At 73.8% G+C, this 26,127-nt stretch carries 20 protein-coding genes; 6 read left to right on the top strand and 14 right to left on the bottom strand.

Going from position 1 to position 26,127, the window contains the following annotated elements; all coding sequences use genetic code 11:
- Nucleotides 1–325 precede the first annotated feature (325 nt).
- Complete coding sequence (locus tag ACZ402_RS16370; protein WP_375824062.1) at nt 326–4,819, bottom strand: PQQ-dependent sugar dehydrogenase; 4,494 nt, start codon at nt 4,817–4,819, stop codon at nt 326–328.
- A 393-nt stretch (nt 4,820–5,212) separates the two neighbouring features.
- Here ACZ402_RS16370 and ACZ402_RS16365 point away from each other — a divergent pair, with 393 nt between their 5' ends.
- Together ACZ402_RS16365 and ACZ402_RS16360 are read left to right on the top strand one after the other, a co-directional pair.
- Nucleotides 5,213–5,899 (top strand): helix-turn-helix transcriptional regulator, encoded by a 687-nt coding sequence (locus ACZ402_RS16365; protein WP_375824063.1) that lies wholly within the window; start codon nt 5,213–5,215, stop codon nt 5,897–5,899.
- A gap of 95 nt (nt 5,900–5,994) precedes the next feature.
- Nucleotides 5,995–6,690 (top strand): SDR family NAD(P)-dependent oxidoreductase, encoded by a 696-nt coding sequence (locus tag ACZ402_RS16360; RefSeq protein ID WP_375824065.1) that lies wholly within the window; start codon nt 5,995–5,997, stop codon nt 6,688–6,690.
- A gap of 6 nt (nt 6,691–6,696) precedes the next feature.
- Here the strand turns inward: ACZ402_RS16360 and ACZ402_RS16355 are convergent, their stop codons facing one another.
- The gene (locus ACZ402_RS16355; protein WP_375824066.1) at nt 6,697–7,290 is read right to left on the bottom strand and encodes a TetR/AcrR family transcriptional regulator; all 594 of its coding nucleotides are present in this window, start codon (nt 7,288–7,290) and stop codon (nt 6,697–6,699) included.
- Nucleotides 7,291–7,370: 80 nt separating this feature from the next.
- Here ACZ402_RS16355 and ACZ402_RS16350 point away from each other — a divergent pair, with 80 nt between their 5' ends.
- A complete protein-coding gene (locus ACZ402_RS16350; RefSeq protein ID WP_375824067.1) occupies nt 7,371–7,811 on the top strand; it encodes an anthrone oxygenase family protein in 441 nt (146 codons plus the stop codon).
- Between the two features lie 230 nt (nt 7,812–8,041).
- Here ACZ402_RS16350 and ACZ402_RS16345 read toward each other — a convergent pair whose 3' ends face one another.
- From ACZ402_RS16345 to ACZ402_RS16310, 8 genes are all read right to left on the bottom strand, one after another.
- Nucleotides 8,042–8,662 (bottom strand): DUF1775 domain-containing protein, encoded by a 621-nt coding sequence (locus ACZ402_RS16345; RefSeq protein WP_375824068.1) that lies wholly within the window; start codon nt 8,660–8,662, stop codon nt 8,042–8,044.
- Nucleotides 8,659–10,374 carry a copper resistance CopC/CopD family protein gene (locus tag ACZ402_RS16340; RefSeq protein ID WP_375824069.1) on the bottom strand — a complete coding sequence of 572 codons (1,716 nt, stop codon included), beginning with the start codon at nt 10,372–10,374 and terminating at the stop codon, nt 8,659–8,661. Before ACZ402_RS16340 ends, ACZ402_RS16345 begins: the two co-directional genes overlap by 4 nt.
- Nucleotides 10,375–10,377: 3 nt before the next feature.
- Complete coding sequence (locus tag ACZ402_RS16335) at nt 10,378–11,115, bottom strand: YcnI family copper-binding membrane protein (protein WP_375824071.1); 738 nt, start codon at nt 11,113–11,115, stop codon at nt 10,378–10,380.
- A 166-nt stretch (nt 11,116–11,281) separates the two neighbouring features.
- Nucleotides 11,282–11,818 (bottom strand): hypothetical protein, encoded by a 537-nt coding sequence (locus ACZ402_RS16330; protein WP_375824073.1) that lies wholly within the window; start codon nt 11,816–11,818, stop codon nt 11,282–11,284.
- 88 nt (nt 11,819–11,906) lie between these two features.
- Nucleotides 11,907–12,605: a copper resistance CopC family protein gene (locus ACZ402_RS16325; protein WP_375824074.1), complete on the bottom strand. Its 699-nt coding sequence runs from the start codon at nt 12,603–12,605 to the stop codon at nt 11,907–11,909.
- Nucleotides 12,606–12,694: 89 nt separating this feature from the next.
- A complete protein-coding gene (locus ACZ402_RS16320) occupies nt 12,695–13,387 on the bottom strand; it encodes a hypothetical protein (RefSeq protein ID WP_375824075.1) in 693 nt (230 codons plus the stop codon).
- A 10-nt stretch (nt 13,388–13,397) separates the two neighbouring features.
- Complete coding sequence (locus ACZ402_RS16315) at nt 13,398–14,093, bottom strand: Pr6Pr family membrane protein (RefSeq protein WP_375824076.1); 696 nt, start codon at nt 14,091–14,093, stop codon at nt 13,398–13,400.
- Between the two features lie 206 nt (nt 14,094–14,299).
- Nucleotides 14,300–14,503 carry a cold-shock protein gene (locus tag ACZ402_RS16310; RefSeq protein ID WP_087472681.1) on the bottom strand — a complete coding sequence of 68 codons (204 nt, stop codon included), beginning with the start codon at nt 14,501–14,503 and terminating at the stop codon, nt 14,300–14,302.
- A 586-nt stretch (nt 14,504–15,089) separates the two neighbouring features.
- Here ACZ402_RS16310 and ACZ402_RS16305 point away from each other — a divergent pair.
- The 3 genes from ACZ402_RS16305 (at nt 15,090) to ACZ402_RS16295 (ending at nt 18,431) form a co-directional block, all read left to right on the top strand.
- Nucleotides 15,090–16,364 carry an amidohydrolase gene (locus ACZ402_RS16305; RefSeq protein ID WP_375824077.1) on the top strand — a complete coding sequence of 425 codons (1,275 nt, stop codon included), beginning with the start codon at nt 15,090–15,092 and terminating at the stop codon, nt 16,362–16,364.
- Between the two features lie 79 nt (nt 16,365–16,443).
- Nucleotides 16,444–17,958 (top strand): glutamine/gamma-aminobutyrate antiporter GadC, encoded by a 1,515-nt coding sequence (gene gadC, locus ACZ402_RS16300; protein WP_375824078.1) that lies wholly within the window; start codon nt 16,444–16,446, stop codon nt 17,956–17,958.
- 50 nt (nt 17,959–18,008) lie between these two features.
- Entirely contained in the window at nt 18,009–18,431 is a 423-nt protein-coding gene (locus ACZ402_RS16295; protein ID WP_076403937.1) for a hypothetical protein, read from the top strand.
- Between the two features lie 7 nt (nt 18,432–18,438).
- Here ACZ402_RS16295 and ACZ402_RS16290 read toward each other — a convergent pair whose 3' ends face one another.
- The 4 genes from ACZ402_RS16290 to ACZ402_RS16275 are packed head-to-tail and all read right to left on the bottom strand — an operon-like array spanning nt 18,439 to nt 26,050.
- The gene (locus ACZ402_RS16290) at nt 18,439–19,632 is read right to left on the bottom strand and encodes an alpha/beta hydrolase (RefSeq protein ID WP_375824079.1); all 1,194 of its coding nucleotides are present in this window, start codon (nt 19,630–19,632) and stop codon (nt 18,439–18,441) included.
- Between the two features lie 2 nt (nt 19,633–19,634).
- Nucleotides 19,635–22,976 (bottom strand): bifunctional lysylphosphatidylglycerol synthetase/lysine--tRNA ligase LysX, encoded by a 3,342-nt coding sequence (gene lysX / locus ACZ402_RS16285; protein ID WP_375824080.1) that lies wholly within the window; start codon nt 22,974–22,976, stop codon nt 19,635–19,637.
- Nucleotides 22,973–24,616 carry a glutamate/gamma-aminobutyrate antiporter GadC gene (locus tag ACZ402_RS16280; protein WP_375824081.1) on the bottom strand — a complete coding sequence of 548 codons (1,644 nt, stop codon included), beginning with the start codon at nt 24,614–24,616 and terminating at the stop codon, nt 22,973–22,975. Before ACZ402_RS16280 ends, lysX begins: the two co-directional genes overlap by 4 nt.
- Before the next feature lie 27 nt (nt 24,617–24,643).
- Nucleotides 24,644–26,050 carry a glutamate decarboxylase gene (locus ACZ402_RS16275; protein WP_085386818.1) on the bottom strand — a complete coding sequence of 469 codons (1,407 nt, stop codon included), beginning with the start codon at nt 26,048–26,050 and terminating at the stop codon, nt 24,644–24,646.
- Nucleotides 26,051–26,127 lie beyond the last annotated feature (77 nt).

Here is a 26,127-nt window from a genome sequence, read left to right as displayed (position 1 = left end):
ACGCGGTGCGCGAGCGCTCGCGGCACCGGCACCGGGGCCGGGGCCGGGGTGGAACCCGTCAGACGACGGTCCACCGCCGGGTACCGGGGGTGGAACGCGTCGGACGACGCTCCACCCCCGTCCGTGAGCGGCACGGAGATCGACGTCGGGTCAGGTGCCGCACGGGCGAAAGGGAGGTTCTTGGTCGGGGGTGGTGTGTCCGCTGCCGGGCGGGCACACCACCCCAGGACGGTGGGGCGGCATCGGCCGCCGCCCCACGTGGCGCCCCGGTGACGCCGGGCGAGACGGTGTCGGACACCCGTCTCGCCCGGCGCTCGGGTTCAGATCAGCTGCACGAACGCGCGTCGTACGCGGCCGTGACCGTGTCCGTCGCTCCGTCCGGGTCGGTGACCGTGACGGTCACCTCACCAGCCTCGATCTCCGTGGCACGAGCGTTGAACGACTGGTAGGCGTTCTTGCCCGCGGCCACGTCCGCGAAGGTCTTGCTGCCGAACGGCGTCTCGATCGCGACGTCCAGCGCGGAGTCGTCCGCGTTGAGCGCACGGACCGCGAGGTAGACCTTGCCGGCCAGGCAGCGCGGCTCGACCGTCACGTCGACCTCGGGGGTGTCCGCACCGGCGGGGATGCCGGTGAGGTACTCGAAGCCCTCGACGGAGAACACGTCGTTCGCCGGCGAGCCGTCGTACTCCATGACGAAGTACGCCACGTCCGCGTCGAGACCGGCCCGCAGGATGTCCTGCAGCGGCATGTCGCCCTCACCGAGGTTGGTGAACGTCGGACGGCCACCCGCGTTGAGGTTGGTCGCGTCCTTGATGTGCAGGAGCTCGATGCGGTCCGCGTACTCGTCGATGAGCGCCGGCACGTCCACGCCGGCGTTCGCCGCCCAGGCCGTGTCCAGCTCGAAGGCGACGTACTCGGGGTTCGTCTCCGCCACGAGGATCTCCCACGCGGAGGTCAGCTCACCGTTGTACTCGTACTTGGTGTTGAACTCCTGGTCGTGGTTGTGACCGAACAGCTTGCCGGTGCCGTTGGCGACCGAACGCTCGCCGAGACGGTCCATGGCGTCGGCCGTGGCCAGCACGTTCTCCAGGCCCCCACCGATGCCGGGGGACGGGAAGCCGCCCGAGCCCACGTACTCCTGGCCCAGCGTCTTGACGTACGCGAGGGTCGCGTCGAAGGTGCCCTCGTTCACGTTGTAGTGCGAGGACGGGACACGGAGACCGGCCGCGTCGAACTGGGCACGAGCCTGCTCGGCCGTGAGGCCGGAGTAGTTCGACCCGAACGGCTCGACGTTCTGGAAGCCGATCTCGCCCAGGCGGTCGTAGACGCCCTCCCAGCCGATCTGGCGGCTCCACGAGCTGAGCGAGAACAGCTGCATCGAGACCTTCTCCACCGGGATGGTGACCGGCTCGGTCGGCTCGTCCGGGCCACCGGCCGGCAGGCCGGTCAGGTACTCGAACCCGGTCGTGGCGAAGTCCTCGCCCTGCGGTGCCTGGTCGTACTCCATGACGTAGTACACGACACCGGCCTCGGCCGCGGCGGACAGGATGCCCTGCAGCGGCACGTCCCCGTCACCGAGGTTCGTGAACTTGATGCTCCCGCCGAGTCCGGTCGCGTCCTTGATGTGCAGGAGCTCGATCCGGTCGCCGTACTGCTCGAGCAGCGCCGCGACGTCGACCCCGGCGTGCTCCGCCCAGGCCACGTCCACCTCGAAGGTCACGAACTCCGGGTTCGTCTCCGCCACGAGGATCTCCCAGGCGGACATCTCGACACCGTCGTGCATGTACTTCGTGGTGAACTCGCGGTCGTGGTTGTGGCCGAAGAACTTCTCGAACCCGGCGTCCACGGCCCGCTCACCGAGGCGGTTCATCGCCTCGGCCGTCGCCAGCGTGTTCTCGTACGTGCCGATCCCCGGCGAGGGGAAGCCACCCGAGCCCACGTACTGCTGCCCGACCTCGCCCACGTACTCGAGCGTGGTGTCGAAGTCCGCCTCGCCCACGTTGTAGTGCGACGACGGTGCCTTCAGGCCCGCCGCGTCAGCCTGGGCACGGAACTCCTCGCCCGTCAGGCCGGCGTAGTTGCCGCCGTACGGCTCGACGTTCTTGAGCCCGATCTCACCCAGACGGTCGAGCACGGCCTCCTGGCCGTCGGCCTGGACCCACGGGATCAGCGAGTAGAGCTGGATGGACACCTGGTCGGCCGGGACCACGACGGACTTCCCGAAGAACACGTTGTCGACGTCGACGCCGCCCGTGCTCGTCACGACGACCTTGCCCGAGCCCTCCGGCACGCTCGTGAGCGTCCGGGTGACGTCGGTCCAGCCCTCGCTGGCGAAGCGGAACTCGGCGAGCGACTCGTCGGTCGTGCCGTCGGCGCCCTCCCAGCCCAGCGTGACGGTGCCCTGACCGCGACCGAGGACGGTCACGCGGTTGATGGCGTCGCCCGACGGGGCGTGCTCGAAGGCCACGGGCTCGTAGGCGAACGAGTCACCCGCGTCGAGGGACGTGACGTAGCCACCGGCGTCGGCGGTCTCGTCGAGGACGACCTCGACACCCTCGGCCTCGTCGTACCACTCGGCCTGCTGCTCCTCGGGCTTGAAGATGCGCGTGAGCTCACCGGTCGTCGCAGGAACCTCACCCTGCGCCTTGTCCTTGTAGGTGACGACGAGCGTGCCGAAGATCTTCTCGCCCTCGCCGTGCTCCACGGCATCCGCGTTCGTCTGGATCGTGATGCCGCAGCCGTCCGCGGTCGCAGCGGCCGACCCGGTGACCTCCGGGTGGGCGTGGGTGTTGTGGCCCAGACCGAACGTGAACTTCACGTCGGTGCACACGACCTCGTCGCCGTCCTCGGCGTCGTGGACGGAGACGCCCAGCTCGAGCTTGTCGCCCCAGTTGAAGATCGCACCGTCCGCGACGTCGACGCTGATCTCGGGCGCCGTGTTGCCGACCGTGATCTGCTTCGTCGAGAGCGTGAACAGGCCCTCCGGGTCGGTGACCCGCAGGATGACGTCGAACTGCCCGAGCTCGGTGTACTCGTGCGTGACCCTCACACCGGTGGCGTCGGTCTGACCGTCACCGTCGAAGTCCCACTCGTAGGTGAGCTCCGCACCCTCGGGGTCGCTCGACCGCGAGGCGTCGAACGTGACCTCGAGCGGAGCCTCGCTGCTCGAGATCGCGCTCGCGGTGAAGGACGCCTGCGGGTGCTGGTTGCCCTCGCTGTAGGACACGCGGTACAGGCCCGCGTCCGGGTTCTGGCGGAAGAAGCCGTCACCGTACTCGAGGACGTACAGGTTGCCGTCGGGACCGAACTCGAAGTCCATGACGTTGTCCCAGATGGGCTGCGCGGCGCTCGTGAGGTGCGCGTTCGGCAGGAACTCCTCCACGGCGGTCACCACACCGTCGCTGGTCAGCTCGTCGAGCGTGAACGCGGCGACGTAGTCCTGGGAGAACTCCGCCATGAACGGCTTGCCGTCCCAGTACGCCGGGAACTTGCCGGGCGCGTCCGGGTAGTCGGCGGAACGGTAGACCGGGCCGCCCATGGGCGCCTGGCCACCGCCACCCCACTCGACCAGCGGGTCGAGCAGCTCCGGCTGGTCACCCGGGCGGTCGCCGTAGTAGACCTGCGGCGCGACGGCCGGCGGGAGGACGTCGAGGCCGGTGTTGAACGTCGAGTTGTTCTCGGCGCCGGCCTCGCAGTCGAAGAAGTCTCCCGGCGTCTGGGTCGCGTAGTCGTACTCGTTGTAGTTGGCGTTGGGACCGTGGCAGTAGGGCCAGCCACCGTTCATCGGCTCGGTCGTGAGGTTCCACTCCACGTACCCCATCGGGCCGCGGTTGGGGTCGGCGTTCGCGGCGTCGGGGCCGTAGTCGCCCCACACGAGCGCGCCCGACTCGGCGTCGTAGTCGATGCGGAACGGGTTCCGCAGACCCATGACGTACTGCTCCTCGCGGACGAGGTCACGAACGTCGTCGTACTGCGGGTCGTCGAAGAGGTTCCCCTCGGGGATCGTGTACGTGCTCCCCGGACCGACCTCCGTGCCGGCGGCAAGGTCCTCGATCGGGTTGATCCGCAGGATCGCACCGCGCAGGTCGTTCGTGTTGCCCGCGCCGCGGCGGTCGTCGAAGCCGGGGTTCATCCCCGGGGTGTTGTTGTTCGGCGCGTACCCGGCCGCACCCGGCGCGCTCGCCGGCGTGTTGTCACCGGTGGAGAGGAAGAGGTTCCCCTCCTCGTCCCACGCCATGTCCGCACCGACGTGGCAGCACTGCCCGCGCTGCGCGTCGACCTTGATGATCTCGCGCTCGGTGGACAGGTCGATCGCGGCGGTCGCCGGGTCCCAGGTGAACCGCGACAGCACGTTGTAACCCAGCCACTGGTCCCAGTAGGAGTCGTCCGCGCCGGCCGGCAGCGAGTTCGGCGCGCTGCCGTTCGGCGTCGTCTCCGGGTAGTCGACCCCGGAGGGCGACGTGCCCGACATCACCCGGGGCGCGTACACCATGTAGACGAAGTGGTTCTCCTCGAAGTTCGGGTCCAGGGAGATCCCCTGCAGACCGTCCTCCGAGTTCTTGTAGACGTCGAGCTGCGCGATCTGGCTCGTCAGACCCGACATGGGGTCGGTGAGACGCACGACGCCGTCACGGGCCGTGTGCAGGACGCGCGAGTCGGGGAGCACGGCCAGGTCGATCGGCTCGCCGGTGTCCTTGCTGAGCAGGATCTTCTCGTAGTTGTTCCAGTCGAGGGCCGCCTCCGCGGCCGCGGGTGCCTCGGCACCCTCCTCGTGCCCCGGGTGGGCGGACGCCCCTCCGATCGTCAGCGGTACCAGCACCGCAGCAGTCGCCGCCGCGGCGGCGTATCGAGACCACCATCGGTGGCTTAGGGAAGCTCTGTGCACAACGTCCTCCTTGAGGCGTTCGGGGAACCAGGCAGCCGCCGCGCCGGGGAGCAAGGCGCGGGGTCTCCACCCCCCACTCCGCTGTGGTTCCCGCCCAGCAGGCGGGACGAGCACTCGACGCTGAGGCTGCGCGTGCGACGGACCGGGGGTCCCCGGTGCCGACCGACAAAACCCGACCGTATCTTCGACTTTGACTTTTGTCGATACCCAGCCGGAAGTCACGTGTTCAACAACCAAGTTGCGTTAGCACTCCATGCAAAAAGAGGAGGTCGGGATCGTCGCCAGGACGCCCGCGCGGACCATCCTCGGCAGGCCTACCTTCGTCCCATGGATGCCCGGACCCAGGTGCGCGAGTTCCTCGTCGCGCGACGCGAGAGGATCAGCCCGCAGGAGGTGGGGATCGCCGTCGGCCCGGGCCGCAAGGTCCGCGGCCTGCGCCGCAGCGAGGTGGCGGCGCTCGCCGGCGTGAGCGTCGAGCACTACACGCGGATCGAGCGCGGCGCCATCGCGCGCGTCTCGCCGCAGGTGCTCGACGCGATCGCCCGCGCGCTGCGGCTCGGCGAGGCCGAGCGCGCGCACCTGTCGAACCTCGCGGAGATCGTCGCGCACGCCGGAGGGACGGACCGGCGCACGAGCACCCGGCGGACGGAGGCCGCGCGCGACCCGCACAGCGCCGACCTGCACGAGACGGTCGAGGAGCCGCTCTCCCACAGCGCCGAGTTCGAGACCCGGTGGCGGGCGGGCGAGGTCCATCGGCACGGCACCGGGACCAAGACGTTCCGCCATCCCGTCGTCGGGGAGCTGGCCGTCGCCTACGAGGCCCTCGCCCTGGAGTCCGCGCCTGGCCTCACGCTCACGCTCTACACCGCCGAGCCCGGGACGGTCTCGGCGCGTCGGATGGCGCGGCTCGCAGAGCTCACCGGGGTGGGCCGGCCGACCACGTCGGGGGTCACCGAGACACCGTCGACCGCGATGCGGTCCGTCGCCGTCTCACCGGACGGTCGGGGGCCCTGACAGGGTCTCCCAGCCCTCCTCTCCACCTGTCTACCGTCCGGTACGCGCTCGACGGCCAGGACGCCGCGCGCGGTGTCGACAGCGAGGGAGACAGGATGACGACCGTGGCGGTCGTCGGGACGAGCGCGGAACGCGGCGCGGCGATCGCGCGGCGGTTCGGGGCCGCGGGTCACGACGTCGCGTTCGTCTCCCGCTCCCTGGACCGCCTCGGGCCGGTCGTCTGCGCGCTGCGCGGCGAGGGGGTCCGGGCGCGGGTCTACGCCGCGGACGCGCACGACGCCGACGCGCTGGTCCTCGCGCTCGACCGCACCGCGCAGGACCTGTCGGCGATCGAGGTCCTCGTCTACGACCCACCGTCCGCGCCCGGTGCGCGCCAGCACGTCCTCGAGACGTCGCCCGAGGAGATCCAGGACGCGGTCGAGCGGGCCGTGGTCGGCCTCGCCACCGCGGTCGAGTACGTGGTCGGCGGGCAGCGCGTCCTCGGCCGGGGATCCGTCCTCGGCATCACCGACGACGCGCTCGCCCGCGGCCCGTTCGCGGCCGGGGCATCGGTCGCGGCCGCCGCCGTGACCGCGTACCTGGGCATGCTCCGGGACGCGCTCGCACCGGACGGGATCCAGGTCGCCCGGCTCGTCTCCGCCGGCGCCGACGAGCACGGCGGCCCGAGCCTCGACCCGGCGGGGTGCGCGGAGCTCCTCTGGCACCTGCACACCCACCCGGCGCAGTGGACCGCGTCCGTGGCGGCCGCGTCCGACCCTCCTCGTCGGGTGCCGGGCGGACGGGCGTCGTGACGCGGGTCAGCCGACGACGCGGCGCACCAGCTCGTCGACGCGCCGCTCGTAGTTGTCGGCGGAGAACCTGCCCGCGCGCTGCAGCGTCGCGACGCCGTGCACCGCACCCCACACGACCTCGGCGGCCGTGCCCAGGTCCGACGGCGGCCGGTCGAGCGCGAGGAGCGCGCCGACGATGGCGTCGAACCCCTCGCGCATCGCGCGCGGCGTCTCCTCCGAGGCGAACGGGGCCGCGATCGGCAGGTGGAACATCGCCTCGTACGTCGCCGGGTGGTGCGCGGCGAAGTCGAGGTAGGCGACGACCAGCGCGCGGACCCGGTCCTCGCCGCTCACGTCCGCGCCGGGCGCCGGGCGGGTCGCGGACAGCGTGGCGGCGAGCTCCTCGAAGCCGACGAGCGCCACCGCGGTGACGATCTGGGACCGGCCCTCCGGGAAGTGCCCGTAGAGGACGGGCTGGCTGTAGCCGATCGCGTCGGCGAGCCGGCGGGTGGTGACCGCCTCCCATCCCTGCTCCTCGGCGAGGGCGCGCGCGGCCGCGACGATCTGCGCCTCCCGCTCCTCGAGGAGCCGTGCCTTGCGGGCTGCTGCCGGTGTGCTCATGCCGGCAAGTCTAGCGTCGCTAGATTGCCTGTGCTAGTTTTCCTAGCGTTGCTAGATCCTACCGACCGAAGGAGCCGGACATGCAGTGGTTGCCGATCGTCGCAGTGGTGGTCGTGGGGCTGATGGTGGGGGTCGAGGTGTCGGTCGCGTTCGTCATCAACCCGATCGTCGACCGGCTGCCGGGGAACGCGGGCCTGCTCGCCCGGGCCGACGGCGGCCGGATGCTCGGGCGGGCGATGCCGTTCTGGTACTTCGGGTCGCTCCTGCTCACCGCGGCCACCGCCCTCGTGCTGCCGGCCGGCGCATGGGCGGCCTGGACCGCCGCCGCGGTCCTGGCGCTGAGCATCGTCCTGACCGTCACCGTGCTGGTGCCCATCAACAACCGCGGGAAGACGTGGACCCCCGAGACCGCGCCCGCCGACTGGCGCGAGCAGATGGGTCGCTGGGACCGGTACCACCTGGTCCGCATCGCGCTGCTCGTCGCCGCGTTCGCGCTGCTGACCGTCGCGGTCGCCGCCTGACGTCGCGCCGGGGCCCGCACACAGAGGAACCGGTGGCGATCCGCCGCGAGAGCTCCCCCCAGCGAAGCTCTCGTCGCGGACCGCCACCGGTCCAGGTGTCGCCGCGTGACCCGTCGCGGCGACGTCCCCCACCAGTGCAAGAGGCGGCGGGCGCATGTTCGGGACGTTCACGAACAGTGATCTGGATCACACTACGACGGCCGCGGTCCCGACGCCCGCGCAGCGACCTCTCAGGTGGCCCGCAGCCGACGCCGGGCCGACCAGCCGCCTGCCACCCCGACCCCGACGGCTCCCACCACGACGGCCGCGACGAGGGGCGCCGTCGGCGTCGGCGAAGCTCCGGCGGCGACGGGCGCGGGGGCGAGCGACGCCGCGGTCGCGACGAACGTCGGCGCGGGTCGGGCGCCGGACGGGTCGGTGTCCGTCCACGCGTACGACTCCCCCGACGGGCACTCCTGCACGGCGGGGAACACGAACGCCTGCCCGACCTCCCCCGTGACCCGGACGTCGAGCGTGTAGGCCGCACGCTCGCCGTCGGGCACGGGCTCCCCGGACCATGCCACCGCGTCGTCGGTCACCTCCGAGGTCCATCCGTCCGGCTGGCCCGCGGCGAGCGCCTCGACGCCCTCGGGGAGCGTGACGCGCAACGCGTCGGTGGGCTCGCCGTCGCACCCGTGGTCGAACGTGAACGTGAGCGTCGACGTGCCGTCGCCGTGGGGTTCCACGGTCTCGATGAGCACGTGCGCACCCGCCGGGCCGGCGGTCAGCACGGCGAGCGTGCCGGCGCCGACCGCGGCGAGGACGACGCGTGACCCGCGCCGCCCGGGGCGTGACCGCTGGGGACCGGTCATGAGGACACCTCCACGGGGATCTCGACGATCGGGTTCTCGTACTTGGACGTCCGGACGCTCACGTGCACGGTCCAGTCGCCCGCCATCGGCAGGTCGAGCGTCGCCTCGTACGCGCCCGTCCCGGTCTGCGTGAGGGGCCGGGTGAACGGGCCGAGCGCGGGGTCGGCGAGCGTCGTCGACAGCTCGGGCACAGCGGCGGGCTCCAAGGGCTTCCCGTCGGCGTCGAGCAGCTCGATCTCGAGCGCGTTGACGCCGACCCGGCCGGGAGTGATCCGCGCGCGCAGCGTCCCGTCGCCGAGCTCCTCGACCACCTCGACTGCCGGGGTCGTCGCTTCCTCGGCCGACGGACCGGTCGTCGCGACCGGGCTGCGCGAGACGAGCACGCCCGTCACCGCGAGCACGAGCGCGAGCAGCAGGGCCTCGACGGCGACCGTCCGACCGAGCCGACGGCGCGCGGTCACGCCGGCCGCACCGGCACCGCGCCCGCCCGGACCGTCGTCGCCCGCGACCGCCGGGACGAGCCGGTACCGGTTCCAGGCCGCGATGCCGACGAGGCACAGCGCCACGCCGACCTTGACGAGCAGGGTCTGGCCGTACGTCGTCGACACGAGCGCGTCGAAGGTCCCGAGGATGCGCCACCCGAGGACCGTCCCGGTGACGGCGAGCGCGAGGACGACCCACGCGCCGAGCGCGGAGAACCGCGCGACCGTGACGCCCGCGCGACGCGCGTCGACGTGCGCGGACGGCGCGAGCACGAGCGCGAGGCCGACGACCCCGCCGAGCCACACGGCTCCGGACACGACGTGGAGCGCGTCCGCCGTGACGACCAGCCAGGGCGGGCCGAACGTGCGGGTGTGTCCCACGAGCACGAGCGACCCCAGCGCGAGCGCCGCCCCGCCGAGCACGACCCCGGCGGGCCACGCCGCCCGGGTCTCCCGCGCCGCGCGCGGCGCGAGCAGGGTCGCGACGACGAGCCCGGCGAGGCCGAGCGCGCCCGCGACCGTGGAGTCGGTCGCGAGGCCCGCCGCCCACGTCGCGGGGTCGACGAGGGCGTCCAGCCCGCCGCCGGCCTGCCAGGCCGGGGTGAGCGGGATCCCGAGCACGACGCCGGCGCCCGCGGCGACGAGCGCCCACCGTCGGACGCGCTGCAGGCGGCGGCGCAGGACCGGCGCGGCCCCGGGCGACACGTGCAGCACGAGGAGCTCGAACCCGACGAGACCCGCGACGAGGAACGTCCCCGCGTAGACCGCGGCCTGGTCGAGCGCGCGCACGGCGACGAGCGCCGCCGTCGGCTCGGCCACCCGGGCCTCGACCGACGTCGCGCTCGGCGCCCCCACGGAGAACGTGAAGGCCCCGGCGACGGGGTGCGTGTCGAGGGACACGACGCGCCAGCTCACGACGTACGTGCCGTCGTCGAGCGTCGTGGCCGGGGTGACGACGAGCGCGTCGTCGACCGCGGCGACGTCCACGTCGACGGGCGAGCCGTCGGCGGCGAGGACCGTCGTCCCGCCGGTCACGACCTGGACGGGCTCGTTGAAGGTGATGGTCAGCGCGTCGGGCGGCGCGTCGAGGACGGTGCCGTCCCGCGGGTCCGTGCCCACGAGGACGGCGTGGGCCGCGGCCGGGCCGCTCGCGAGGATCGCGAGCAGGACCGCGGCCGCGGCACCGACGACGACGGCCACCACCCGGCGCAGCACCGAGGGGCGGCCCACGGCTCAGGCCCTCGGACGCGAGCGCACGAACCCGAGCGCCCCGAGCACCAGGCCCGCCGCAGCGAGCACGAGCGCCGTCCAGGTGAGCGCCGGGGCCGGCCCGTCGGACGCACCCGCGGACGCGGAGTCGCCCGACGCCTCCGCGTCGGCGGCGTCGTCCGCCGACCCGTCCGCGACGGTCTCGGCCGGGGCGTCGTGCCCGTCGCCCTCGGCGGCCGTCAGCTCGACCAGCGGTGCGGGCGCCTCGAGGTCGTGCCCGTCCTCGCCCTCGGCCGCGACCTGCACCCAGGCGGTCTCGCCCTCGGCGCACTCCTGGACGGTCGGGAAGACGAGCGTGTCGCCCGCCGCGTCGGGGAGCTTGAGCGAGAGCACGAGGGCGTCACGGTAGCCGTCGGGCAGCGGGGTCTTCGCGGTGTACACGACCTCGGCGACGCGCTCGGTGTACTGGCCGCCGTGCCCGTCGTCGACCGGCTCGTCGAGGGTCGCCATGACCTTCTCGACGTCCCAGCCGGGGTTGACCGTGGGCGTCACGGTGACGACCTGCTCAGGAACCTGGATGGAGACCTTCGTGGTCGGCGAGGCGCCGCAGCCGTGCGGGACGCCGAACGTGAGCAGCGCGTACGCGCCCGCGTCGGTCGTGTCGGGGGTGACCGTGACGTGGGCGGCCGCGGCGCCCGCGCCGACGACGACGATCCCGGTGGTGAGGGCGGCGGCGCCGACGGCGCGCAGGGTCTTTCGCATGATGGTGCCTTTCGGGGAGAGGAAGACGGTGGGCTCCGGCGCGCGACGGCACGTCACGGGCACGCCCCGGCGCGGCCGGGCGAAGCCGGCCGGGTGGGCGTACAGGACGCGCGGGCGCGCGGGAGCGGGACGCCGCGGAGGGGTCCGCGGAGGCGTCCGGGAGAGGTCAGGCGACGGCGGGCGGACCGCGCCCGGGCGCGGCACCGCGCGCGAGGAGGTCGCGGACCGTCGGCAGCGCGCCGACGGCGGGCGGCACCACGCGGACCACGACGGCCCACGGGCGGCCGGGGACCCGGCGTCCGGCGAGCCACGTCCACAGGCGCCACAGCACGGCGTCGCCGTAGCGCAGGACGAGCGCGACGACGAGCGTCGCGACGGCGTGGGCGCCGAGCATCGTCAGGGGCGAGGCGGCGTGCGCGTGCGCGGACGCGTCGGCCGGGGACAGCGCGGCGCAGCGGTCGAAGACGACGTGCAGCACGAGCTGGCCCGCGCCGAGCAGGCCGAGCAGCCGCGGCAGCCCCACCTGGCGGCGCGTGAGGGGTCGCACGGCGACGGCGGTGAGGACGGCGAGCACGCCGAGCGGGACGGCTCCGGGGTCGGTGCCGCCGGCGAGGGCGTGCGCGACGACGGACAGCCCGACGACCGCGGCGGCGAGCAGCAGCACCCGCACGCCGCGGAGCACCCCTGCTCCGGGCGACGTCACGGACGCACCCTAGCGGCAGGAGGGGTGCGCGCGGCAGGGTCGGCCGCCGTCCTCCCCGGGCCGGGGAGGACGGCGTGCACCGGCACGGTCAGTCCTCGGGGTCGTGCGGCGCGTCGTCGCTCGTCGCCTCGTCGGTCACGGTGCCGCGGCGGCGCAGGACGATCACGACGACGACCGCGGCGGCGACCACGAGCGCGCCGAGCCCCACGAGCACGGGGACGACCGACGAGCCGCCGTCCTCCGCGTCCGTGGCGACAGGCGTCGCGGGCTCCGGCGACGTCTCCTCGGCCGCGTCGGTCGTGGCCTCCTCGGACGCGGGCTCCTCCGGCGTCGCCTCGTCCGTGGCGGGCTCCTCGGAGACCGGCGCCTCGGGCTGGGCCGCGACGGTGAAGGCGAACGTGCCCTCGATGGGGTGGCCGTCGGACGAGACGACGCGCCACGCCACGGTGTACGTGTCGCCGCCGAGCGCGACGGCGGGGTCGAGCGCGAGCGTCGCGGCGCTCCCCTCGATCGTCGGCGCGCCCTGCGTCACGACCGTCCCGGCGGAGTCGGAGACCACGACCTGCGGCTCGACGGGGAGCGGCTCGGTGTTGAAGGTCAGCGTGATCGCGGTCGGGGGCGTCGCGAGCTCGGCGCCGTCGGCCGGGTCCGAGCTGAGGATGCGGTCGTGCGCGGACGCTGGGGCGGCGGTGAGGGCCGCGTGCCCGGCGGTGAGGCCCAGGGCCAGCGCGGCGGCGGCGAGGAGGGCGAGGAGGGCCGACACGGGTCGGCGCAGGGAGAGGGTCATGAGGGTTCTTCCGTCCGAGGCGCGGCGGTCGCCGCACGGTGGTGCCCCGCGGCCCGGTCGTCACCGGGTCGGCCTCGTCGGGGGCCGCGTCAGGACGCGGCGAGGGGGCGCAGCAGTGCTCCCGACGGGCCGGCCGGCCGGGGCGGACCCCGGGTCGGGGCACGGCGCGAGCGCCACGTCGACGGGACGCGGACCGCGCGGGCCGGCGGCACGCCGGGGCGCGCGGCCGGTGCCACGGGCGCGGGGGCGGGGAGGGAGGCGCGCGGCGTCACCCACGCGAGGAACCGCTCGAGCGCACGCTCCCCGCGCGCGAGGACGAGCGCGAGCACGACCGTCGCGACCGCGTGCGCCACGACCATCCACAGGCCCGCGGCGCCCGACGTCGCGAGGTGCTCCGGGTGCGCGAGGCTCGCCCCGCCGCCGGTCAGGAGCGCACCGGCCGGCGCCGCGCACACGACGTCGCCGACCGGGGCGACGTGCCCGCCGTGGCCGGACGTGGCCCCCGCGGGGACGCACGAGCCGACGGGCGCGAGCACGACGAGCGCCTGGTGCAGCGCGACCTGGGCCCCGCCGAGGAGCACGACGAGCCGGGCGGGCGTGAACCGCAGCCGCGCGGCCGCCGTCGTGCCGGCGAGCGTGAACGCGGCGAGCGCGGCGAGGACCAGCGGGTCCGGGAGGACTCCCCCGCCGACGCGGTGCGCGAGCGCCGTCAGCGCGAGCACGAGGGTCGCCACGAGCGCGGCGCGTGCGACGCGCAGCGGACCGACGACCGGGGAGGACACGACGGCCACCCTAGCGCGACGCGGACGCGTCGTCCGGGCTGCCCGTCGCCCCCGCCGGCTCCGGGGTCCCCGGCGCGGGCGAGCGGTCCGCGTACCGGCCGATCGCCGGCCCGGCGGGCAGGAGCCGGTCGATCCCGACGATGACGAGGCCGAGCACGAAGAAGCCCGCCCCGTAGAGCACGACGTTGACGAGCAGCCCGGTCCACCCGAGCGCGTCGAGGTCGACGAACCCGTACGGGTACTCGCTGCCGGGGCTGACGAACCCGCGGATCGTCGTGAACGCGAAGTACGCGAGCGGGTACACGAGCCAGCGGGCCGCGTCGAGGCCGCGCAGACGCCGGTGCGCGTCGAGCAGGAGGAAGTCGGCGAACACCGCGAGCGGCAGGAGCTCGTGCTCGATCTGGCCGTCGGTCAGCCCGAGGAACACGGCCGGGGCGCCGGGGTCCTCGGGCGCGAGCACGAGGTTCGCGACGAGCCCGGTGATCGCGGCGAAGAGCGTCACCCCACCCTTGAGCCACCCCGGCGGCTGCCGACGACGCAGGAGGGACGCGACGCCCGCCCACGTGAACACGACGGCGATGAGGAAGCCGGTCTGGTTCGTGAAGTAGACGAGGCCCTCGATGTCGCCGTCGCGCCAGATGGCGCGCGTCCCGACGAGGGCGAGGACGACGAGGAACAGCCGGAACAGTCCGACGACGACGTGCATGCGAGCTCCTTCGCGCGCGGTGCGGTGGTGCGTTCAGGAGCCTAGTGCGCCCCGCCCACCCCGGTGCACCCGGCGGGCGCCCTCGACCGGGGTCGCGCGAGGCCGGCCGTGCGGTGGGTCCGGGAACGCCGAGGGGGCCGCGCGGTGGCGCGGCCCCCTCGGGACGTCGTCGCCCGCCCGGCGCTGCACGCCGGGCGGGAGCGAGGTCAGAGTGCCTGGATGTTCGTCGCCTGCGGGCCCTTGGGGCCCTGGGTGACGTCGAACGAGACGCTCTGGTTCTCCTCGAGCGAGCGGTAGCCGCTCGAGTTGATCTCGCTGTAGTGGGCGAACACGTCGGCGGTGCCGTCGGAGGGAGCGATGAAGCCGAAGCCCTTCTCAGCGTTGAACCACTTCACGGTGCCTGTAGCCATGATGTCTTCTCTCGTTGATGCGACCGGCCCACGAGCGCGGGTCCGGTTGTCGCGCCCCGCAGGGCGCCGACGGTCGTGGAGGCGGGTCCCGCGAGGGCCTGCCGGGCGTTCACGCCGGGCGACGAGGTGCCGCTTCGCGTGGTGGAGGTCGGCGACGACGCCCACGGGCCGCGTGTAGCGGTCGTGGACGTGGAAGCCGTCGGGGACTCGGGTGACCAGGCCGGCGTACTCGCCGTCCGCCGTCGCGACCCACAGGTCGTCGTCGGCGCGGCGCAGCACGAGGTCTGGTCCGGACGTGTCCGTGACCGCAGGGGCGGTCTCGGGGTGTTCAAGGATGGAGGAAAAGATGTTCTCTGCTCTCGCTCCGCGCTCTGTGGGCGGAGATCGTCGACGGCAGCTTCTGCTGCCTGGCGCGCACGGCCTTGCTCCGATGCTGAGGACCGAAGAGCGTCGCGGAACGGGTCCGGCGACATGAGCGCGACCTCCAGGGTACACGAGAGCGGTCCGCCGCCCGGAGCGGCGGCCGGAGCGGTGGCCCGGAGAGCAGGGGGCGGCGACGACTCTTGCCCCGGGCGATGATGAGGGCATGACGACTCCCCCCACCCCCGCCCGCACCGCTCCTCGCACCGCTCGCCGCAGCGTCGCCGTCGTGAACGGCTACGTCGTCCCGGTCGCCTCCGACCCGATCGAGAACGGGACCGTCCTCATCGAGGACGGTGTCATCACCGCGGTCGGCGCGGACGTCGTCGTGCCCGACGGCGTCCCCACCCTCGACGCGCGCGGCCGCTGGGTGCTGCCCGGCTTCGTCGAGGCGCACGCCCACATGGGCGTCATGGAGGAGGCCGAGGGCTGGGCGGGCAACGACACCAACGAGATGACCGACCCGAACGGCGCCGCCCTGCGCGCGATCGACGCGATCAACGTCGAGGACGAGGGCTTCCGCGACGCGCTCGTGGGCGGCGTGACGAGCGCCGTCGTGAAGCCGGGCTCGGGCAACCCGATCGGCGGCCAGACGGTCGCGATCAAGACGTGGGGCGGCCGCACCGTCGACGAGCAGGTGATCCGCGAGGCGGTCTCCGTGAAGTCGGCGCTCGGCGAGAACCCCAAGCGCGTGTACGGGGACCAGAAGAAGACGCCGTCCACGCGCCTCGGCGTCGCGAAGGTCATCCGCGCGGCGTTCGTCGACGCGCAGAACTACGCCGCGAAGCGCGACGCGGCCGAGGCGAAGGGCGAGCCGTTCGACCGCGACCTCGCCAAGGAGACCCTGGCGCGCGTCCTCGCGGGCGAGCTCTACTGGGACCAGCACACGCACCGCGCCGACGACATCGCGACCGCGCTGCGCCTCGCGGACGAGTTCGGCTACCGGCTCGTGGTGAACCACGGCACCGACGGCGCGGCCGTCGCGGACGTCCTCGCCGAGCGCGACGTGCCGGTGATCTTCGGCCCGCTGTTCACCTCGCGCTCGAAGATCGAGCTGCGCAGCCGCGACATCGCGAACCTCGGGGCGCTCGCCCGCGCGGGCGTGCGCGTCGCGATCACGACCGACCACCCCGTCGTGCCGATCAACTTCCTCGTTCACCAGGCGTCGCTCGCGGTGAAGGAGGGCCTCGACCGCGACACCGCGCTGCGCGCACTCACCGTGAACCCCGCGGCCTTCCTCGGTCTCGACGACCGCGTCGGCGCGCTCGCGCCGGGCCTCGACGGGGACGTCGTCGTGTGGTCGGGCGACCCGCTCGACGTGACGTCACGCGCGGAGCACGTGCTGATCACCGGCACCGAGGTCTACACGTGGGACGCGGCGGCGGCCGACGGGCGCGGCGCGGGCCGCGTCGTCGAGCGCGGCGAGCGCTTCCGGGCCTGACACCGGCCCCGCTCGCCGGTCGCGCGCGGCGTCGCTAGCGTTCCCCCCGAGGGCCGTCGCGCCCGCCGAGGGGGACGCCATGGCCCGGACCGCCACCTCGCAGCACCCCGCCCGGCCCGCCGCGGCGACCATCACGGCCACGTCGCTGGTCATGCTCAACGTCGCCGCGGTGGTCAGCCTGCGTGGTCTGCCCGCCGAGGCGGAGTACGGGCTCTCCTCCGCGTTCTACTACCTGCTCGCCGCCGTCTGCTTCCTCGCACCCGTCGCCGTCGTCGCGGCCGAGCTCGCGTCCACGTGGCCCGAGGAGGGCGGCATGTTCCGCTGGGTCGGCGAGGCGTTCGGGAGCAGGTGGGGCTTCCTCGCGATCGCGATGGTGTTCGTCGAGGGCTGCATCTGGTTCCCGACCGTCCTCACGTTCGCCGCCGTCACGCTCGCCTACACCGGGCCCGACGCGCGGTTCGACGAACGGGTCGCCGACGACCGGCTCTTCGTCCTCGCGATCGTGCTCGTCGTGTTCTGGGCCGCGACGCTCATCGCCCTGCGCGGCGCGTCCGCGTTCGCCCGCACCGCGCGCTGGGGCGGGATCGTCGGGACGCTCGTCCCCGCCGCGCTGCTCGTCGGGCTCGGCTGTGCCTACCTCCTTAGCGGCGAGCCGTCCCGGACCACGCTCTCCTGGGGCGCGTTCGTCCCGGACCTCACGCGTCTCGACAACATCGTGCTCGCCGCCGGGATCTTCCTCTTCTACGCGGGCATCGAGGTCAACGCGGTCCACGTCCGCTCGATCCGGCGGCCGGAGCGCACCTACCCGCTCGCGATCCTCGTCGCCGCGCTCGTGGCCGTCGTCGTGCTGACCCTCGGCACGCTGACGATCGCGGTCGTCGTGCCGCAGCAGGACATCAGCCTCACGACGAGCCTGCTCCAGGCGTTCGACCACCTGCTCGCGTGGGCGGGGATCGGCTGGGCCGGGCCGGTCGTCGCGGCGATGCTCGCCGTCGGCGTCCTCGCCGGCGTCACGACGTGGGTCGCCGGGCCCGCCACGGGCCTGCACGCCGTCGCGCGAGCAGGGTTCCTCCCGCGGTGGTTCCACCGGACGAACGACCGCGGCATGGCGACGAACATCCTCCTCGTCCAGGCGCTGGTCGTGACCGTGCTGTCGGTGCTGTTCGTCGTCATGCCCTCCGTGCAGTCCGCGTACCAGCTGCTCAGCCAGCTCACGGTGATCCTCTACCTCGTGGCGTACCTCCTGATGTTCGCCGCGGTCGTCGTGCTGCGCCGCACGCAGCCCGACCGGCCGCGCCCCTACCGGGTGCCGGGGGGCCGCGTCGGGGTCTGGGCGGTCGGCGGGCTCGGGTTCGTCGCGTCGCTGCTCGCGCTCGTCACGAGCTTCGCCCCGCCCGGCCAGGTCGCGGTCGGCAGCCCGACGACGTACGTCGTGCTGCTCGTCGCGCTCGCCCTCGTCTTCGTGGCCCTCCCGCTGCTCCTGTACCGCGCCCGCACACCGGCCTGGCGGGACGACTCGTCGACGTTCGCGCCCTTCACCTGGCAGTCCGCGGACGCCGAACCCGACCGAGGCGATCCCGGCCCGCCGGGATGACGGGCGAGGTTCCCGTGGCGCGAACCCGCGCGGCGGCGGACCATCGGAACATGCCTACCCGACCCGCTCCCCGCCCTCGCAGCGCCGCGACCGGCCCGGTCGTCGGTCTCGTCGTCCTCGTCGGGGCGCTCGCCGCCTGCTCCGGCCCCGGCCCGGGCGACAAGGACGTCGAGTACGACTCGCTCGACGCGCTCCACCGCGCCGCCACGTCCGCCGGCCTCACGTGCCTGTCGTTCACGACCGAGAGCACGGACAGCGAGGACGTCGAGCTGGGCGCGTGCGACGACACGACGCTCCTCGCCGTGTTCGCCGACGGGATCGCCGAGGACGAGTTCCTCGCGCTCCTGCCGCGTCAGCCCACCGAGGAGGGCGAGGCCGCGCTCGCCGGGCCGAACTGGGTCGTGCTCGGCGACACCGGCGACCTGCTCGAGACCCAGGCGGGCATCGGCGGGCAGTTCCTCACCGACGAGTGACGCGGCGTCAGCCGCCGCCCGCCATCTGCCGCTGCGCGAACACGAGCCCGTACGGGAGCGCGGTCGCGGCCATGGCCCACGTGTGCGTCTGACCGGGCTCCTCGCGGAGCTCGACGGTCTGCCCCTGGTCCTCGAGGTCCTGCGCCATCCGCCGCACCGTCGTGAGCGCCTCCCGCGGCGCGTCCTGCCCGGAGTCGAGGAAGACGGGCATCGGGTGCGTGAACGTCATCGTGGGCAGGTACGTCGTCGGGGTGTTCGCGTCGATCTCCGCCTGCGTCGAGAGCATCGTCCGTTCCGGCCCGGGGCCGGGGTTCCCGTAGGGCTCGATCGCGAGGATCGCCCCGAACAGGTCGAGGTTCCGCAGACCCACGTTGAGCGCGCAGAACCCGCCGGACGACATGCCGCCGAGGACGCGGTGCTCGCGGTCCGCGACCGTCGGGTACGTCGCGTCGACGGTGTCGACGACGGTCGTCGTCAGGTACGTCTCGACCTGCTCGCCACCCGTCGTCGAGTCGAGGCACTCGGTGTCGAGCCCGCCCGGCCCCGTGCCGTTCACCGTGGGGGCGACGACGATCATCGGGTCGACGAGCCCGCGCCGGATGAGCACGTCCATCGTGCGCGGCACCCGCCCGGCGGCGAACCAGCTGCTCGGGTCGTCGGGCGACCCGTGGATGAGGTACACGACCGGGTAGCGGGTCGAGCCCTCGGGGTCGAACCCCGGCGGGAGGTACACCCAGGCGTCCTCGTCCGCGATCTGCTCGGCGGCCGTCCCCGGGATCGCGAGCGTCCGCACCTGGCCCCGGTGCGCGCCGCCCGGCGCGTCGGCCGACAGGTCGGCCAGACCCAGCGCGACGAGCTGCACCCGGGCGGCCCCCCACGTCGGGACGTAGCCGGAGTAGGCGTTGGCGCCGACCGCCAGGCCCAGCACGAGGGACAGCGCGCCGAGCGCCGCGAGGGACGCCGTCGCGACGCGTGAGCGCCACGGCCGGCGCGGGTCCTCGCCCCGGGCCCGCCGCTCGCGCCGCGCCCGGGCGCCGCGCCGCGCGCGGACCACGGCCCACGCCACCGCTCCCGCCCCGAGCACCGTCAGCACGACGGCGACCGGGTAGCTCGTCAGGTACGTCTCGGCGGGCTGCAGCTCGCGCAGCACGGCCGCGGGCAGGGCCGGGTCGGTGTCGGGGACGGGGAGGCCGGTCGCCACGGTCAGGACCGGCGCTGCGGCTTCACGAACGGGAAGGCGAGCGTCTCGCGGATCGACGCCCCGATGATGGTCATGTAGATGCGGTCGACACCGAGGCCGAGCCCGCCGGTGGGCGGCATCGCGAACTCGAGCGCCGAGAGGAAGTCCTCGTCGATCTCCATGGCCTCCGGGTCGCCCGCCGCCGCCAGGAGCGACTGCTGCGTGAACCGCTCGCGCTGGTCGATCGGGTCGATGAGCTCCGAGTACGCGGTGCCGAGCTCGGCGCCGAACGCGACGAGGTCCCAGCGCTCCGCGAGGCGCGGGTCGCGGCGGTGCACGCGGGTGAGCGGCGACGTCTCGACCGGGAAGTCGGTGTAGAACGTCGGCTCGACCGTCTGGCCCTCGACGAGGCGGTCGTACATCTCGTTGACCACCGCGCCGTGCGTCTCGTCCTCGCCGACCTCGATGCCGAGCCGGGCGCACAGGGCGTGCAGCTCCGCGTCGGGGGTGTCCGGGGTGACCTCGGCGCCGACGGCGCGCGAGACGGCGTCGTGCACGGTGACGACGGGCCACTCCCCGTCGAGCCGGACCTCGCTGCCGTCGGGCCGGCGCGACACGGCGTCGCCGTGCACCGCGACCGCGGCCGCGACGACGAGCTCGCGCGTGAGGTGCCGCATCGTCGTGTAGTCGCCGAACGCCTGGTACGCCTCGAGCGACGTGAACTCGGGGTTGTGCGTCGCGTCGGCGCCCTCGTTGCGGAAGTTGCGGCCCAGCTCGAAGACGCGCTCGATGCCGCCGATCGCGAGCTGCTTGAGGAACAGCTCCGGGGCGATGCGCAGGTACAGGTCCATGTCGTACGCGTTGATGTGCGTGCGGAACGGCCGCGCGTTCGCGCCCCCGTGCACGCGCTGCAGGATCGGCGTCTCGACCTCGATGAAGCCGCGCTCGACGAGCGACGAGCGCAGCGAGTGCACGGCGGCGGAGCGACCGCGGAGCGTCACGGACGACCGCGTGTCGAGCGCGAGGTCGACGTGGCGCAGGCGCATGCGCGTCTCCGGGTCGGCGAGCCCGCGGAACTTGTCCGGCGGCGCCTTGAGCGACTTCGACGCCATGACCCACGACCCCGCGTGCACGGACAGCTCCCCCGTCCGGCTGCGCGCGACGGTCCCCGTGACGCTCACCTGGTCCGCGAGGTCGACGACGCGGCGCCAGAGCGCGAGGTCGGCGGCGCCGTCGGCGGTGAGCATCACCTGGCGCTCGTGGTTCTCCTCGCGCAGGACGGCGAAGACGACGCCCCCGAGGTCCCGGAGCCGCACGACGCGCCCCGAGACGGACACCTCGTGCCCGAGCAGCAGGTCGTCGACGTCGGCGAGCCGGTGCGTGCGCGGCACGGCCACGGGGTACGCGGGCATGCCGGCCGCCGCGAGCACGTCGAGCTTGGCGCGGCGGGCGCGCTCCTGGTCGGTGAGCCGCCGGGTCGGCACGTCGAGCGCGAGCAGCGCGTCCTCCTGCTCGCGCACGGCGGCGCCGAGCGCGGCGTCGGCCGTCGCGACCTGCTGGCTCCCGGTGCCGCCGCGCGCGCCGGGCCACTGCGGCACGAAGCCCTCGGCCTGCCCCGCCGCGAGCGACACGGACGTGAGCTGGGCGGGGGCGGCGTAGCAGAGGTAGCGCGTGCGCCAGCGCGGCTCGTACTTCTGGTTCGAGCGGTACAGCTGGTCGAGCTGCCACCAGCGCGACGCCGTGAGGACGAGGCGGCGCAGGAAGCGCTGGAAGGGGCTCGCCGCGACCGACTCGCCCTGCTCGATCAGGCCGCGGAACATCGCGAAGTTGAGCGAGACCCGGTCGATCGCCATGCCCGCGCCCTCGCTCGCGAGCGTCGAGATCATGAGCTCCGTGACGCCCGGCACCGCGTCGGGCGACCGGCGCATGTAGTCGAGCGAGACCCCCTTGCGGCCCCACGGGACGAACGTGAGCAGGCCGCGCGGCGCGCCGTCGCGGTCGTGCGCGGTGACGACGAGCACGCGCGGGTCGCGCGGGCTGCCGAGGCGCTCCAGGGCCATCGAGAAGCCGCGCTCGTCCTCGCCGTGCCGCCACGCGTCGGCGGCCTGCGCGAGCGCCGCGAGCTCGTCCGCCGGGATCTCGCGCTGCCGCCGCAGGCGCACGGTGTACCCCTCGCGCTGGGGCCGCGCGACGGCGTGCCGCACGGGCCGCATCGACGGCGACGCGAGGTCGAAGGACCGCGTCTCGACGATCGCCTCGTCACCCATCGTGAGGACGGCGAGCCCGGCGTCGCGGTAGGCCCGCGCGCCCTTCTCGCTCGCCGAGAGCACGCCGGGCGCCCACCCGTGGCGCCGCGCGTACGCGAGCGTGCGCTCGATCGCGTCGGGCCACGACGCCGGGTCCCCGAGCGGGTCGCCCGCGGCGAGCAGCACGCCGCTCACCACGCGGTACGACACGGCGGCGCGGCCGTCGGTCGAGAAGATCGCGTAGCGGTCGTCGCGCGTCGCGAAGTACTCGAGCGAGTCGTCGCTCGGGTGCTCCAGGAGCAGACGGCGCACGGCGAGCTCCTCGTCCGGGGTGCGTGCGGCGTCGCGCGGGCCGGTCCGCAGGAACACGAGCACCGCGAGCAGCAGCGCGGCGCCCGCGAGCAGGCCGCCGACGAGCGCGAGCCAGCCCGGCGCGCCGCCGTCGATGGCGAACGGCTCCTCGTGCGGCGACAGCCCGACCGAGACGCTCAGGGCCCACCCGAGCCGCGCCGACTGGTCGTCGAGGCTCGACGGCACGACCTGGAGCAGCGCCCACACGACGCCGGTCGCGACGGCGAGGCCGAGCACGAGGACGAGCGCCGCCGTCCACCACGCACCCCGGGCAATACGGGCCGGGAACGCGTGGCGCGCGGCGACGAGCACCACGACGAGCACGAGCCCGACGAGCCCGCCCGCGTACGCCGTCCAGTGCACGTCGTCGAGCACGCCGGCCGCCGGGTCGATCCGGTCGAGCACGATCGCGAGCAGCATGACGAGCGCGGACGGGAGCTGCCAGACGAGGACCACGAACCACAGCGCGGCGCGGCGCCGGCGCAGGAAGCCGCTCGCGACGAGCCCGACCACGACCGCGGAGAAGAGCGACGGGTACGACGGCACGTTCGTGACCGACAGGACCTCGGCGACCGGGCGCTCGGCGTGGTGCGCGACGGGACGGAGGATCAGCGCGACGAGGAGCCACACCGCGTAGACCTCGAGGATCCGGCCGCCCCAGCGTGCGACCGCCTCGGCCCAGGGCGACGCGACGGCGGGCGGCGCTGGAGCGCGCCGTCCGCCGTCCGGGGTGGGCGTCTCGCGCCCGACGGTGCTGGTACCCGTCACGTGGTCTCCTCCGGGTCGCGCGGTGTGCGGGCGGGCGCCGGCGCGGGCTGCGTCGGCGGGTTGACGAGGACGTCGTCGGCGGTCTGCCGCTCCGCCGCGGTACGACGATCCCACGTGGGGCGCCGCAGCGCGTAGAAGAGGAGCGGCGGGCCGCCGAGCACGACGACGACCCCGGCGACCACGATCGGGTAGGCGGTCTCGGAGAGGCCGCTGAAGCCGGACGGCCGGACGAACGCGAGCACGAACGCGGCCGCGCACGCGACGAACCCCAGCCCCGCGACGAACCGCATCGCGGGCGTGCGGTAGGTCCGCACCACGTCGGGCTTGGTGCGCCGCAGCCGGATCGCCGCGGCGAACATGAGCATGTACATGACGAGGTAGAGCGCCGCTGCCATGTCGACCAGCGCGATGAACGCCGTGTTGCCGTTCGGCACGAGGACGAACAGCAGCGCGAGCAGCGTGACGATCCCGCCCTGCACCGCGAGGATCCCGACCTGGACCCCGGCCTTGTTGCGACGCTGGAGCGCGGGCGGGAGCAGGCCGGTCCGGGCCGCGGCGAGCAGGCCGCGCGACGGCCCGGCGATCCACGTGACGACCGACGCGAACGCCCCGAGGGCGATGAGGAGCGAGATGACCGGGGTGCCCCAGCTCATGCCCCAGTGGTCGAAGAACGCCTTGAACGCGAGGTTGATCCCGTCGGTCACGCCGAGCGCGGACTTCGGGACGGCCACGGAGATCGCGAGCGTCGGGAGGATGAAGACACCGAGGATCAGCACGGTCGCGATGGCGATCGAGCGCGGGAAGCCCCGACCGGGGTTGCGCAGGTCGTTCGCATGCACCGCGTTGACCTCCATGCCCGCGTACGCGAGCACGTTCGAGACGATGAGAACGATGGACGCGATCCCGGTCCACGGCGGGATGACGGCGGACGCCTCGAGCGTCGTCTCCGAGCGCTCGCCGGTGCCGAGCCAGACCGCGCCGAGCACGATGAGCAGGACGGCGGGCAGGATCGTGCCGAAGACGCCGCTCCACGAGCCGACCTTGGCGAACAGGTTGCCGCCGGCGAGCGTGATGAGCGTCGACCCCCAGTACAGGACGAGGATCACGACGGCCGTGTAGAGGCCGTTCTGCGTGAGGCCCGGGTCGCCCACGACGAACGACAGGCTCGCCGCGATGAACGCGATCTGCGTGGGGTACCAGACGACGTTCTGGATCCACTGGAGCCAGATCGCGACGAACCCGGCCCGCTCGCCGAACGCCTCGCGCACCCACGTGAAGACGCCGCCCTTCCAGCCGGTCGCGAGCTCGGCCGCGACGAGCGCCGTCGGGACGAGGAAGAGGATCGCCGGGACGATGAAGAGCGTCACCGAGCCGAGCCCGTACGACGCCATCGCCGGCAGCGAGCGCAGCGACGCGACCACCACCACGGTGAGCATCGCGAGCTGCACGACCGACATGTACGTCGTCGCGCCCGCGGCGGGCGCCCCGATGGCGGGCCCCGCGTGGCCCGGCGGCTGCCGGGAGCCGGGCGACCCGTACGGGTGCGGCCGGACGTGCGCCGCCGTCGGCGCGTGCGTGCCGTCGGCCCGGACGTGCGGTCCCGAGCCTCCGGGCGGATCCTGTGCTGCCCCCTGTGCCATGGTCCGTCCTTCCCGCGGTCGTCCGGGTCAGTGGTGGAAGTTGGAGCGCTGGCCCTCGGTCGGCATCGGGCCGGTGAGGGCGTCGAGGAGCTCGACCTCGTCGCGCAGGTCCGCGAGGAACGCGGACGCCAGGTCGTGGCTGAAGCCGTTGCGCACGACGACGCGCTGGACGGTGAGGTCCGTGAGGTCGTCGGGCATGGGGTACGCGGGCACGAGCCAGCCCTTGGTGCGCAGCCGCTCCGACAGGTGGTAGAGGTCCCAGTTCTTCGTGTGGCCCTCGCGCAGGCGCCACGCGAACACGGGGATGTCCGAGCCGTCGTTCCACAGCTCGAACGCGGGCATCTTCGCGATCTCGCCCGACAGGTAGAGGGCGACGTCGCGCGACGTGCGCTGCACGGCCTCGTAGCCGGTGCGCCCGAGCCGCAGGAAGAGGTAGTACTGGAGGAGCACCTGCGCGCCGGGGCGCGAGAAGTTGAGGGCGAACGTCGGCATGTCCCCGCCGAGGTAGCTCACGCGGAACACGAGGTCCTCCGGCAGCGACTCCGTGTCGCGCCAGACGACCCACCCGAGGCCCGGGTAGACCAGGCCGTACTTGTGGCCGGAGGTGTTGATCGACGCGACGCGGGGGACGCGGAAGTCCCACTCGAGGTCGGGCTGGAGGAACGGGGCGATCATCGCGCCCGACGCGCCGTCGACGTGGATGGGCACGTCCAGGCCGGTGGACTCCTGGATCCGGTCGAGGGCCGCGGCGATCTCGGCGACCGGCTCGTACATGCCGGTGTAGGTCACGCCCATGATGGCGACGACGCCGATCGTGTTCTCGTCCACGTACGTCTCGAGGTCGTGGCCGTCGAGGACCTTGTGGTCCTCGGAGATCGGGACGTAGCGCGCCTCGACCTCGAAGTAGTTGCAGAACTTCTCCCAGCACACCTGGACCGCGCTCGAGAGCACGAGGTTCGGGCGGTCGGTCGGCTTGCCGGCGGCGCGGCGCGCGTGCTGCCAGCGCCGCTTGAGGGCGAGACCGCCGAGCATGCACGCCTCGGACGAGCCGATGGTCGACGTCCCGATGGTGTGCTCCGGGTCGGGCGCGTGCCACAGGTCGGCGAGCATCGTCCAGCACCGCGTCTCGACGGCCGCCGTCTGCGGGTACTCGTCCTTGTCGATCATGTTCTTGTCGGCGGCCTCGAGGTACAGCCGCGCGGCGTGCTCGTCCATCCACGTGCCGACGAACGTCGCGAGGTTGAGCCGCGCGTTCCCGTCGAGCATCGCCTCGTCGTGGACGATCTGGTACGCCGTCTCCTGGAGGGACTCGTCCTCAGGGAACCGGAACTTGGGCAGCGCCGTCGCCTCCCCCGGTCTGGCGAAGATCGGGTTGAGCTCGACGACGTCGGGTTCTCCGGTGTGCCTCTCGGCCCGGCGCGTGTTCGTGACCATGTCCGCCCCCTCGGGTTGGTGTGGCCGCGGACCTGCGGCCGCTCTCTCGACGGTACGACCGCGATCCCGGGACCGCC

It is taken from the genome of Cellulosimicrobium sp. NPDC030954 (assembly GCF_055571305.1).
The sequence above is the reverse complement of the archived record's forward strand: the minus strand, read 5'-3'. Positions and strand labels throughout refer to the sequence as shown.

Excerpts from the sequence above, each read along its gene's own strand:
- ACZ402_RS16365 (WP_375824063.1), top strand. The coding sequence starts at position 5,213 with ATGGATGCCCGGACCCAGGTGCGCGAGTTCCTCGTCGCGCGACGCGAG.
- ACZ402_RS16360 (WP_375824065.1), top strand. The coding sequence starts at position 5,995 with ATGACGACCGTGGCGGTCGTCGGGACGAGCGCGGAACGCGGCGCGGCG.
- ACZ402_RS16355 (WP_375824066.1), bottom strand. The coding sequence starts at position 7,290 with ATGAGCACACCGGCAGCAGCCCGCAAGGCACGGCTCCTCGAGGAGCGG.
- ACZ402_RS16350 (WP_375824067.1), top strand. The coding sequence starts at position 7,371 with ATGCAGTGGTTGCCGATCGTCGCAGTGGTGGTCGTGGGGCTGATGGTG.
- ACZ402_RS16345 (WP_375824068.1), bottom strand. The coding sequence starts at position 8,662 with ATGACCGGTCCCCAGCGGTCACGCCCCGGGCGGCGCGGGTCACGCGTC.
- ACZ402_RS16335 (WP_375824071.1), bottom strand. The coding sequence starts at position 11,115 with ATGCGAAAGACCCTGCGCGCCGTCGGCGCCGCCGCCCTCACCACCGGG.
- ACZ402_RS16325 (WP_375824074.1), bottom strand. The coding sequence starts at position 12,605 with ATGACCCTCTCCCTGCGCCGACCCGTGTCGGCCCTCCTCGCCCTCCTC.
- ACZ402_RS16315 (WP_375824076.1), bottom strand. The coding sequence starts at position 14,093 with ATGCACGTCGTCGTCGGACTGTTCCGGCTGTTCCTCGTCGTCCTCGCC.
- ACZ402_RS16310 (WP_087472681.1), bottom strand. The coding sequence starts at position 14,503 with ATGGCTACAGGCACCGTGAAGTGGTTCAACGCTGAGAAGGGCTTCGGC.
- ACZ402_RS16305 (WP_375824077.1), top strand. The coding sequence starts at position 15,090 with ATGACGACTCCCCCCACCCCCGCCCGCACCGCTCCTCGCACCGCTCGC.
- gadC (WP_375824078.1), top strand. The coding sequence starts at position 16,444 with ATGGCCCGGACCGCCACCTCGCAGCACCCCGCCCGGCCCGCCGCGGCG.
- ACZ402_RS16295 (WP_076403937.1), top strand. The coding sequence starts at position 18,009 with ATGCCTACCCGACCCGCTCCCCGCCCTCGCAGCGCCGCGACCGGCCCG.
- ACZ402_RS16280 (WP_375824081.1), bottom strand. The coding sequence starts at position 24,616 with ATGGCACAGGGGGCAGCACAGGATCCGCCCGGAGGCTCGGGACCGCAC.
- ACZ402_RS16275 (WP_085386818.1), bottom strand. The coding sequence starts at position 26,050 with ATGGTCACGAACACGCGCCGGGCCGAGAGGCACACCGGAGAACCCGAC.